6 protein-coding genes are annotated in these 11,876 nt (G+C 63.7%); 1 reads left to right on the forward strand and 5 read right to left on the reverse strand.

The features are described 5' to 3' along the window. Positions 1–56 precede the first annotated feature (56 nt). Positions 57–2,996, reverse strand: coding sequence for a TonB-dependent receptor (locus L8G49_RS12845; protein WP_242186215.1), 2,940 nt, complete (start codon positions 2,994–2,996; stop codon positions 57–59). Positions 2,997–3,478: 482 nt separating this feature from the next. Continuing rightward, a complete protein-coding gene (locus L8G49_RS12850) occupies positions 3,479–6,631 on the reverse strand; it encodes a TonB-dependent receptor (protein WP_242186216.1) in 3,153 nt (1,050 codons plus the stop codon). A 264-nt stretch (positions 6,632–6,895) separates the two neighbouring features. On the opposite strand from L8G49_RS12850, the gene L8G49_RS12855 reads away from it, so the two are divergent. After that, positions 6,896–7,423: a hypothetical protein gene (locus L8G49_RS12855; RefSeq protein WP_242138654.1), complete on the forward strand. Its 528-nt coding sequence runs from the start codon at positions 6,896–6,898 to the stop codon at positions 7,421–7,423. Positions 7,424–7,572: 149 nt separating this feature from the next. Here L8G49_RS12855 and L8G49_RS12860 read toward each other — a convergent pair whose 3' ends face one another. The 3 genes from L8G49_RS12860 to L8G49_RS12870 all read right to left on the reverse strand — a co-directional run bounded on the left by L8G49_RS12860 (position 7,573) and on the right by L8G49_RS12870 (position 11,855). Next, positions 7,573–10,566 carry a TonB-dependent receptor gene (locus L8G49_RS12860; protein WP_242138653.1) on the reverse strand — a complete coding sequence of 998 codons (2,994 nt, stop codon included), beginning with the start codon at positions 10,564–10,566 and terminating at the stop codon, positions 7,573–7,575. A 169-nt stretch (positions 10,567–10,735) separates the two neighbouring features. Continuing rightward, the gene (locus L8G49_RS12865; protein ID WP_242186217.1) at positions 10,736–11,611 is read right to left on the reverse strand and encodes a M23 family metallopeptidase; all 876 of its coding nucleotides are present in this window, start codon (positions 11,609–11,611) and stop codon (positions 10,736–10,738) included. Between the two features lie 34 nt (positions 11,612–11,645). Next, positions 11,646–11,855: a DUF2093 domain-containing protein gene (locus tag L8G49_RS12870; protein ID WP_242138651.1), complete on the reverse strand. Its 210-nt coding sequence runs from the start codon at positions 11,853–11,855 to the stop codon at positions 11,646–11,648. Between the last annotated feature and the right edge of the window lie 21 nt (positions 11,856–11,876).

Raw genomic sequence — 11,876 nt, forward strand, 5'->3', positions numbered from 1 at the left:
AACAAAAAAGGGGCGACCGCGAGGCCGCCCCTTTTCCGTTGTCGCCGAGCGCGCTCTTACAGCTTGAACTTCGCGCCCGCCAGGAAACGGCGACCGTAGATGCCCTCGCCGGCCTGGACCGGATTGTACAGATACGCGCCGTACGTGACCGGATCGATCGCCGGCAGGCGGTCGAACAGGTTCTGCACGTTGACGTAGAAGGTGAGCTTCCGGTTGACGTCGATGCTCGTGTTCATGTCGAACGTGATGTAGCTCTTGAGGCGGCAACCGCTGTAGCTGGCGAGGCCGCAATCGCCGTACGTGCTGACCGTCTGACCGTTGACGACCTTGGTCGAACCTTCCTGATCCTGCGCCGAGAAATTGTACCCCGACGAGTAGTTGACGGTGCCGGTCAGCGAGATCGGGCCCTTCTGCAAGGTGTTCTGCCAGTTGCCATGCCAGCGGAACGTGCCCGACCCGGCGGTCAGGTTGTAGTTGCCGATCGTGTCGACGTAGTTTTCCTTGTGCCCATCCGGGAAGGTCGTGCTCAGCTCGATCTGCATCGTCGCATCGAGGTTGCTCGTCCAGGTGACGCCACGGATGTTGACGCGGCTGTTGATGCCGAAGTCGATGCCCGACGACTGGACCGTGTTGGCATTGACCAGCGCCGACGTGACATACAGCACGCGCGGCAGGGCATTGGGGTGCGCGGGATCGGCCGCATCGGTCGTGATCGTGAAGCCCGCCGGGACCGCCTGACCCGAATAATAGGCCGACAGGGCATCGCCGGCCGTCAGCGAGGTGATCGCGTTGGTCTTCTTGATGTTGAAGTAATCGACCGTGAACGACACGTTGCGGATCGGCTCGAACACGATGCCGCCGGTGAAGCTGCGCGACCGCTCAGGCTTCAGGTTCGGCGACGCGAGCGTCGTCGCGCCATAGCTGCCCGAGCGAAGATAGGTCGGGCAAGCGGTGCTGAAGTTCGCGGTGTTGCAGCCATAGGACGCGAGGTAGGCATCGTTGAAGATGGCCGCGTTGTTGTTGACATAGCCGGTGGTCGGCAGCGCGTTGGCCTCCGCAAAGCTCGGGATGCGGAAACCGCGCGACCACGTGCCGCGGATCGTCACCTGCTTGATCGGCGTCAGCTTGAAGCCGAGCTTCGGCGAGAAGGCGCCCTGCCCGGTCGAGTAATGATCGTAACGACCCGATGCGTTCAGCAGAAGCTGATCGAAGATCGGCGCGTTGATTTCGCCGAAGGCCGAGCTGACGGTGCGATGCCCATTGGTACCGAACGCATTGATCGTGAAGTAGCGCTGGGTCGGGCCATTGATGTCCGAATTGGCAGTCGGCGAGTCGACCGCTTCGTAATAGACCGATCCGCCGGCCGCGACCTGCAGCGGACCGCCGGGCAGCTGGAAGAACTCATGGCTGATGCTCGCCTGCGCCTGATACAGATCCGAGGTTGAGTCGGTCGTGTTGGTCGGCTCGAGATAGTTCATCACGGCCTGGCTGTTCGCAGACGGATTGACGAAATTGTAGGTACCGTCGGCGATCACATCGAGCAGATGCTGGATGTACACATAGCCGTTCTGCGTCCGGCGCAGGTCGGTGTGCATGCCCGTGAAGTCGACGCGATAGTCCCAATCGCCGAACACCGTGCCATGCATGCCGGCCGCCGCGCGGAACACACGATAGCGCGTGGCGTCGCTCGTGACCGAATTCGGCAGGCCGCCGATGATCTGCGCCGTCTGGTTCGCGCCGGCATAGGGATTGTTCGGGTTGAGCGTGCCATTCGCGGCGGTGCAGTTCACGCGTGCGGCGCAGACGTACACCGGAAGCGTGAGCGCGCCCGACCCGGCCGCATAGGCAGCGGAGTTTCCGCGCGTCGAGAACGGCTGGTTGTAGATACCGGCCGGTGCGTTGGCGTAGATCACCGACGGGCTGCCGGTATAATTGGTGTTGGTCTGCAGGAAGTTGAACTCGGCATAGGCTTCCGAGGAGCCACCGATCTTGGCGGTGAACTTCGCCGAGCCGCCGAAGCGTTCGATGTTCGGCGCGACGATGCCGTACTGGTTGGTCTGATCCTGCGAACAGATCGTCGAGGGGATGATGCCCGTCGGATCGGTCGACCCCGCGACCGGGCTCCCGTTCGCACAACCATTGTTCAGCAACGCATATTGCGTGCCGCCGGTGGGACGGACGTAGGTGTTCGCGCCAGCCGTGGTCGCGCCGAAATTGCTCGCGCTGATGATGTTGTTCGGGCCACCGACGCCGGTCTGGTTGTCCGAGTTGAACGGCGCGCGCAGGTCGCTGTTCCGCACCGCGCCGCTGCGATAGTAGAAGCCGCTGATATAGGCGTTATAGCCGTCCCGGTCGAGATTGCCGTGGCCCGCGGTCAGCGAGATCCGCTGGCTCGGTGCGGTGCCGTCCTGCGAGATGCCGGCTTCGGCGCGACCCGAAACGCCTTCGATGCTGCGCTTGGTGATGATGTTGACCACGCCCGCGATCGCGTCGGCGCCGTAGCTTGACGATGCGCCGTCCTTGAGCACTTCGATCCGGTCGACGATGTCGTCCGGAATGGTGTTGAGATCGACGAAGTTGCGCGTCGCGTCATCCGCCAGCGGATAATAAGCGGCGCGCAGGCCGTCGATCAGGACGAGCGTCGAGCTGCTCGACAGGCCGCGCAGCGACACGGCCGAAGCGCCGCCGGCGAAGGCGCCGTTCGCGGTGAACGAGTTGGTCAGCGCCGGACCGTTGTTCGACGACAGACGCTGGATACCGTCCTGAACCGTCTGGATACCGCGCTGGTCGAGGTTTTCCACCGACAGCGTCGTCACGGGCGACGGCGTAACCGCCTGGCGGAACAGCGAACCGGTGACCACGATGTCCTTCCCACCCTGATCGGCGGGGGTCTGGTCTTGCGCGGCGGCGGCGGGTGCCGCGGTCGCGGCCGGTGCGGCCTGATCCTGCGCGAACGCGGGGACGGCGAGCAGCGACAGCGCAGCCGATGTAGTCATCAGCCAGGGCTTTGAGACGAACGAGGAGGACCGCATCACTTCTTGTTCCTTAAACGACCGCGCGCATCACGATGCGCCGCGAAACCATGGAGAGGGTGTCTAAGCGGATTGCCTCCGCTCGATGGCGCTAAAGATCACGCGACGATGGCATGTGTAAAGCAGCCCAAGCAACGTTCGACCAGATTCCCGTCATAGCGTAGCATAAATGCAACAACATGGCGTGCGGCAGGTATCGGTAGCAAGCGTAATGGCCGCTGCGGACCTATAGAGTATCGCCTTTGTTGCTATCTATTACAGTATGCTACTGTTTTTTACGGCCATACCGGCCGTTTTGTTACGATCGTATTTGAGTCTTACAAAGTTGTCCTAAGAACAACATGACGTTCAACAAACTGGTGCGAAGGTATCTACAGTATAGAATAAAAAAGGGCGGCGGAGCATATCGATCCGCCGCCCTATAGCTGTCGTTCGAGGAGAACGATTTACATGTCGACGGTCACGCCGATGAACAAGTAACGACCGTTCGCTTCGAAGATCCCCGGGTAAGTATTTCCGTTACCATAGGAACCGATCGGCGATGCGGCCTGGCTCAAGACCGGCGGCTGCTTGTCGAACAGGTTGTTCGCACCCAAGCGGAAGGTGAACTTGTCGGCTGCCCGCACGGTCGCGGCCAGATCGAAATAGTTCTGCGCCGGGATACGGGCGTCGAGCGACGAGTACGAACCCGCAAGATCCACATCGCTGCTGGCGCGCTCATATTTGGTTGCCGACAGATACCGCCAGCGAGCCGACAGACCAACGCCCTGCGGCGTGGTGTAGGTCACGCGGGCCGAATGCCGCCACTTCGACTGCGGGTAACCGCACTGTGCGCCATAAAGACCGGCGCAATTGAACTGCGCGCCGACCTTGTCGTAGCTGAACTCGTCGACATAGGTCCCGCTGAACGACAGGCCGAACGTGCCGATCGATGCCGTGCGCAGCGTGTAGCCGGCCGACACGTCGATCCCGCGCGTCTTGAGCGAGCCCGCGTTGACGTTGGTGTCGACGATGTAGCCGGTGTTGCCCTGGAACAGCGTACCGTTGGCATCGCGCTTGATCGCGCCACACAGTGCCGGATCCCCGGTCGCGATGCACTGCGAGATGATCGTATCGGCGCCGATGACGCCGATCCGGTCCTGCAGCTTGATCGAGAAGGCGTCGACCGAGAGGTTGAAGCCGCGCAGGAAGCTCGGCTGGAGCAGGACGCCGACCGTGAACGTGTCCGCCTTTTCGGGCTTCAGGTTCGGGTTGCCGCCGAGCAGGCCGTTATACTGTTCCGACGCGTTGGCCGCGATCAGGCCGAACCGGTTGGCCGGAACGCCGGCGCGCGCGCAGGCTGCGGCGGTGTTGCCGTTGACCAGACCGTTGACGGCCGGTCCCGCACACGGATCGGTCGCACCGTCCAGCTGGACCGACTGCTGTGCGAACAGTTCCTGCGTGTTCGGTGCACGAACCGCCCGGTTGTAGCCCCCACGGAAGCGGATGTCCGAAACCGGTGCCCAGACGATTTCGCCCTTGTACGACGAGACGCCGCCCGACGTGCTGTAGTCCGAGTAGCGATAGCCACCGTTGACCGTCAGTTCCTTGAAGAAGCGATGATCGGTGACCAGCGGAACCTGGATTTCGCCGAACACTTCCTTGACGTTGAACGAGCCGTTGATCGGCAGCGTCGCGCCGCCCTGGCCGGCGAGATCGCCGCTCAGGAAGCCGTTGTCGACCTCGAGCGTCAGCGATTCCTCACGATACTCGCCACCGACGTTGATGCCGATGCCCTGGGTCGAAAACGGCGACTGCAAGCCGTACTTGCCGCCCTCGAAGGTGACCGAGCCGCTGACGACCTTTTCCGCGGTGCTGCCCGACTGGAAGCCCGGGGTCTGGACGTAGTTCAGCGCGCCCTGCGAGATGTTGCCCGCACCGAAGATGTTGAGCGGGACGCAGTTCGGATCGGTACCGTCGACGACCGAGCGGCAGACCGCCTGGCCGAGCGTCGCAGACCCCGGACGCGTGTCGGTGATCGCATCGAGCGCGCGCTGCGTGCGCGAGACCGAGAATTCGTTGCGATAGACCTGGCTGAAGATCGTCGTGCCGTACTGGCCGTAGACGTCGTACGAAACGCCATCCGCGATGTCGCCGCGGGCACCCGCGACGAAGCGGTAGGCCGTGTGGCGAAGATCGGCCTGGCGACCGCCGCCCTCGACGTTGCGACGCCCGATCTGGACGTTGGCCTGCTGATACTGCGAGCCGTCCGGGTTGGTCAGGTTGATGACGTTACCGTTCGCGTCGCGCACCAGGTTGGTCGGCCGGAAGAACGTCGCCCGTTGCGCATCCGACAGATACGGGTTGTTGCTGTTCAGCACCGTGGTGTTGCTGAAATCGCCCGACGGCGCGATCTGTGCGACCGAGCGATCGTCCATGAACATGAACTCGGCATAGGGCTTGAAGCTGTCGCTCACGTCATAATGCGCAAGGAAGCCAGCCGTGTAGCGCGTGTCCGGACGCTGGTAATAATTGAGCGGGTTCGCGTTGTAGAGCGTCTGGCCGGGGGTCAGCTGACCTGCACCGTTGAGCGTGTATTGCTGCTGGAGGCCGCTTGGCAAATTGTTGACGACCGCGTCGCCCAGCGTGAAGTTGGCGGGAAATGCCGTGGGCGAGCCCGTGCAGACATAGTCCGCGCTGGTCGACCGCGTGCCGAGGCCGCACGCCGCATAATCGCGGTCGCCCTGCAGGATCGCGCCGATCTTGCGATAGCCCATGTAACCGACGACATGACCACGACCGTCGCTGGTGCCGACACCCATCTTCAGGTTGACGTCAAACTGCGTGCCGTCGAACGACTGCCCGCTGCGGGTCGGATAGCCCGCGGCCGTCGCGATGTTCTGCAGGCGCTGGTTGCCGTTGTTATGGTCGTAGATGCCGCCCGACGAATCGATGCTGATGCCCTGGTAATTGGTATCGAGCACGAAGTTGACGACACCGCCGACCGCATCCGACCCATAGACCGAACCGGCGCCACCGGTGAGCACGTCGACGCGCTTGATCAGCGCCTGCGGGATGACGTTGAGATCGGCAGCCGCCGATGCGGTGCTGCTCGACGAGGGGTTGCCCGGCATCAGGCGACGGCCGTTGACGAGGACGAGCGTGCGCGATTCGCCGAGGTTGCGCAGGTTGGCGGTCGCGGTACCGTTCGACCCGTTCGACACCGACGAGCTCTGCGTTGCGAATGCCTGCGGGAGGCTGTTGAGCACGTCCTCGATACGCGTCGCGCCCTGCAGCTTGATCTCTGCCGCGTTGACGACCGTGATCGGGCTGGCCGACGTCAGGTTGGGATTGGAGATGCGCGAGCCGGTGACGACGATATCGCCGGCATCCGCACCCGGGGTGTTCGACGCGGCGGGAGTCGTGCTGGCGACGCTGTCGTCTCCAGGGGTGGTCGTGGTTTCGGCCTGCTGCTGGGGCGCTGCGGCGGTGGGCGTCGAAGCTGGAGCGGGCACCGGCGCAGGTGCCGCAGCGACCTGTGCCAGGGCCGGAAGCGCGCCGAGCACGCCGGCAATCATCGTGGACGCGAGCAAGGAGTCGCGCAAAACTCGGTTTTGCATTGGTGGATTGGTTCCTATTGGTATGGTACCGCCTCGAGCGGTAGCATGACAGCGACGGTCGGTAGCCGACTGTGCTTGCGACGGTTCTTTACTGCCGCAATCGTGGTACAAAAGTATAAAAGTACCAACATTGCGCAATGGCATCATATTGCATCATTGATGTAGCAAATCTGACACACCACCGGCGGGGCGCTTGCTGACCAACGCACCGGGTCGTATCGCGCGGTGCAAATCCCCAACCGAGGACACGATGTGCGCGCAAGAATGACACTGGCGACCGCCGTCGCGGTCGCGACGACGCTTGCCCTGGGCGCCACCCCGGTTGGCATCGCCGCGGCTGACCGAACCGGGGAACCCCGTTCGAAGGCATTGGCCGATGTCGTGCGATGCCGTCCGATTCACGATGCGACCGCGCGCCTGGCATGCTTCGATGCCTCCGTCGCGACCCTGGATACGGCCGAAGCGCGCCGGGATGTCGTGATCGTCGATTCGCAACAGGTTCGGCAGGCGCGGCGGTCGCTGTTCGGGATCGGCGTTCCCGGCCTTTCGATCTTCAGCGGATCTCCGGAGATCGACTTTATCGACACCAGCGTGACCGACGCGCAGGTCGACTCGGCTGGCCGATGGACGCTGCGGATGGCGGACGGCGCGCGCTGGGCACAGACCGACGACAATGTGATCGGACGTCGCCCCAGAATAGGCGACAGGATCCACATCAAACGCGCGGCGCTCGGCAGCTTTCAGATGAGCGTGGGCGGACAGCCTGCGGTGAAGGCGCGTCGCGTGAATTGAGGACGTAGCTTTGACGGAACGGGCCGCCGGTCACGTGGATCAAGGCGGCATGCCGGCGCGACCTGACGGACATGGAAAACGGGGCGGAACCTGCGTTCCGCCCCGTTTTCTGAGGTGACTTCAGTCTGGCCGAAGCGGGTTCTGGCCGATCAGAACTTGAACGACGCACCCGCACGGAACGTCCGCCCGACGACACCAGCGATATGCCAGGTCGGCAGATAGTTGGTGCCGGAGTAGGATGCAGGAGCGACCGGGGCACGCTCGCCCGTGATGTTGCCGACAAACAGGTTGAGATTGAAGCTGTCGTTGACCTTCAGCTGGGCACTCACGTCGGCGTAGATGAAGCGTCGGATGTAGCAGAAGCTCTGACCGGTGCCGTACAGGTTGCCGCCTGCGCAGCTCGTGTCCGCACCTTCGTCCGCAGCGACTTCCTTGATCCGCGACACGTAATAGGTCGTCGCTGACAGCGAGAAATCGCCGAGCTCGAGCGTGTTCTGCCAGTTACCGCGAACCCGCGGGGTACCGGCGCCGGACGACAGTTCATATGGTCCAAGCGTACCGGCATATTTCTGGACCGGCGACCCGTTGCCCGGGTTCAGATCATATTGGATCAGATAGGTCAGATCGAGGCGGCTGACGAAGCGTACGCCGTCCTTGACCGGAACGCTGACATTGGCCCCGAAGTCGACGCCGGACACCTTGGCGGAGCCCGCGTTGACGTAGGGCGCGTTGATGATCAGCACGCGCGGCAGGGCGTTCGGGAACAACGGATCGGGCGCGTCGACCGCCGCAACCGTATAGCCGGCCGGCAATGCCGTTCCGGCGAAATACGCGCTGCGCGCAACCAGTGCGTCAGGTCCCGTAACGATCACATCAGTCTTCTTGATGTTATAGTAATCGACCGTGAAGCTGACGTTATGGATCGGCTCGAATACCGCGCCGGCCGTGAAGCTGCGCGACTTCTCGGGCTTCAGGTTCGGGTTGCCCGAAAAGCCGGAACCGATGTTGTACGCTTGCGCATAGGGGTTGGTGTTCGGGTTGGCACCCGTGATGAGCCCACCGTGCGCAAGCTGGAAGCTTGTCGGCGGCGTGATCGAGACGAAGCCGGCATAGCTGGACCGCGGGTTGTTTTCAGCGAAGGTCGGCGCCCGGAACCCGTTCGAATAGGTCCCGCGGATCGCAAGCTGCTTGATCGGCGTCCACTTGGCACCGATCTTGGGCGAGAAGTGGCTGAAGCCTTCCGAATAATGGTCGTAGCGACCCGATCCGTTGACCTCCAGCGTGGTCAGGATCGGCGCGTTGACCTCGAAATACCCTGCAGCAACGGTATGCTTGCCGAATGCCGCCGACGTGTTGGCATAGCGATCCAGATTCGCGTTGATGCTGTTGTTTTCCTGGGTTTCGCGGCGGACCTGCCCACCCACGGCAAACTGCAGCATGCCACCCGGGAGCTCGAACACGTCCTTGGCGATCGACGCATCGAGCGATAGCATCGAGGTATGCGACGGCACCGTATACGTCGGCGCGATCAGGTCCCGGACCGCCTGGCTATTGGCCGATGGATTGACGAAGTTATAGGCGCCGGTGTTGATCGCCTGCTTCAGGCCCGCGATGTTAATCACGCCGTAGGAGGTGATCGAGAAATTGTCGCGGGCCGCAACCGCGTCGATCTTCCAATGATAGCCGCCCTCGAAATCGCCCGTCAGACCACCTGCGGCCCGCAGGACCTCGTTCTTGCGGTTGGTACCGACCGGAATGTCACCGAACAAATAGTAGATCCGCGCGGCATTGCCTTCCGCCGCAAACGGGTTGTTGGGATTGAGTTGCCGATTGGCGTCGATCGAGCAGTTCACGCCTGCGGCGCAGACATAGACCGGCAGGACGATACCCGGGTTGTTCGACGCGAGCGCCGGCGACGCGCCGTAAGGCTGCGTCTGGCGAATCGCGCCAGGCGCGCGGCCGATGGTCACCTGGCTGTGCGAGTAGCTCCCCGTAAGGTAGCCAGAGATCGCATCGCTGACGCGGAAACTGAGCCGACCGGAGAAGTTGTACCGCTCCTGCTGCGGCTGGATGTCATTGTAGCGGGATCCGTATTCCTTCGCGATGTCGTGCTTGCACGCCGTCCCGTTGTTGCTGGTTCCCGCGACGGTGAAGGTTCCGTTGACGCAATTCGCTGCCGAGGTGAGCAGCTGCGAATTGCCGAAGGCGACACCGCCTGCGTAGGGATCGTTGAGATTGGTTTGCGGCGCGCGTCGGACGATCGCATCCGTCGTTGCCGTCGTCAGCGAACTGTCCGCGGTATTATTGTCCAGACCGCCCGGCAGACCGTTCGTCTTCAGGTCGAGCGTGTTGAACGGAAAGCCACGCGACGTCGCCGAAATCGCCTGATCGCGCTGATATTCCGCGTTGACGTAGACGTTCCATCCCTTGGCATCATAGTCGCCGTAGCCTGCGGTCAGGTTGGCGCGATAGCGGGCACCGTCCCCCTTCTCGCTGACACCACCCTCGACCGTCCCGGCCAGACCGGTGTAATGCTTTTTCATGATGATGTTGACGACGCCACCGATCGCATCCGCGCCGTAGCTGGACGACGCGCCGTCCTTCAGCACCTCGATCCGCTCCACCGCGCTGAACGGGATCGAGTTGAGATCGACATAGGCGTTGTGGCCGTCATCGTTGAGCGGGAAGTTCGTGCTCCGTAGGCCGTCGATCAGCACCAGCGTCGAGGAAACGCCAAGTCCGCGCAGCGATACGGCAGCCCCGCCCGCCGAGAACCCGTTGGTGAAGCCCGTGGAAATCGAGCCGGCGCCATCGGCCGAGATCGATCGCACGGCGTCGTTGATGTTGGTGATGCCGGCGCGCGTCAGCGTCTCTCCGGTCAGCACGGTCACTGGCGACGGCGTTTCGGTATTGGTGCGACGGAACAGCGACCCGGTGACGACGATATCCTGGTCCGGTGCCGAACTGGTCGTCGACGTGTCGGTGGGCAGCGGTGCCTGTACCGCGGCCGGTGCATCCTGTCCGGGCGCAGTCGCTGGCGCGGTTTGCGCGAACGCCGAAGAGGTCGAGAGTGCAATGAACAGCGCCAACGGCGCGGCGCCCTGACGAAGGCGAGACAAGGATCGGCTATGCGTCGATTGCATCTGATAGTTTCCCCATTTGCGCGCTGTGGCGCTGCGTATGCCCCCAGGCCGATAGGCCTGACGCGATGAGGTAAATTGTCCCGAACCGGTCACATTGTAAACAGATCAATATTAATTGCGTCGCGCTGTTACAATTGCGCAACACTTGTGCTGCAACGCACACAAAACGCTACTTTTCCACCTCGGGCATCGGCCCCGCCACCAGCAGCGGGTCGATCTTCGCATCGCGCCAGCGCAGGCTCCAGTGCAGGTGCGGCCCGGTCGCGCGGCCGGTGGCGCCGGACAGCGCGACCGGCTGGCCGCGCCGGACGTGGTCGCCGACCCGCACGTCGATTCGCGACAGATGCAGGAAGGCTGTGTTCACCCCCATGCCGTGGTCGATCATCAGCAGGTTGCCCTCGAGCGTGAAGGGATGGTCCGCCGCCAGGATCACCACCCCGTCCGCCGGCGCGACGATCACCGAGCCGGTCGGCTTGGCGACATCGAGCCCGGAGTGATACGACCCCGCCTCGCCATTCTGGTAGATCCGCTGCGACCCGAACAGCGTCGAGATCCGCCCCGTCGTCGGCCAGACGAACGCCTGTCGCCACCCCTGCGCATCGGTCTGGATCCGGCGCGCGGCCGCGATCTGCGCGAGTTCGGCGGGGCGCAACCGGTCGAACTCGGGTTGCGGCACGGGGATCTTGGGGAGTGTTGCCAGCCGCGAGATATCCCACGCGCGTGGCGCGACGGTCAGCGTGTCGCGGACGATGCTGCCGTCGTCACGCATGGCGACGAGCGACGCGCTCGGCCCGGCGTCGCGATCGAACGCGATGACGAACCGGCCATCGGGTGCGACCGGAACCGCGACGCCGTCGAACAGGACCTGCGTCGTCCGCTCAGGCGCGGTCGCGCGCACCAGCCCGCCCTGGATCATGCTCCCCGCATAGCGAAACCCCGCGCCGGCGACGCCGTCCGCGCGCGGCACAGGCGCCGTCGCGCGAAGATCCTGCGCCCGGGCCGGAACGAACGGGGCAGCCGCCAGGATCATGGCGACCGCGTACACGGCAGGGCGGGTCGACGCCCCCCGCGCGCGCAGCTTATGCGGCAGCGCCGTCACCCATCGCCTGGGTGGCCAGCGCCGCGGTGGCATAGGCCTCCTGCCGCGCGACGTTCCAGTAGCGCAGGTCGTCGAGCGCGATCCGCGTCCCCGACACCGCGCAGACGACATGATCGCCCGGGTTCAGCACCCGAAAACCGTTCGCCATGAAATGGAGCCGCGCCGGGCGATCGGTATTGGACATGAGCATCGGAGCGGCGCTTTCGAACAG

The sequence above is a fragment of the Sphingomonas sp. CARO-RG-8B-R24-01 genome (assembly GCF_022662295.1).
GTDB lineage: Bacteria > Pseudomonadota > Alphaproteobacteria > Sphingomonadales > Sphingomonadaceae > Sphingomonas.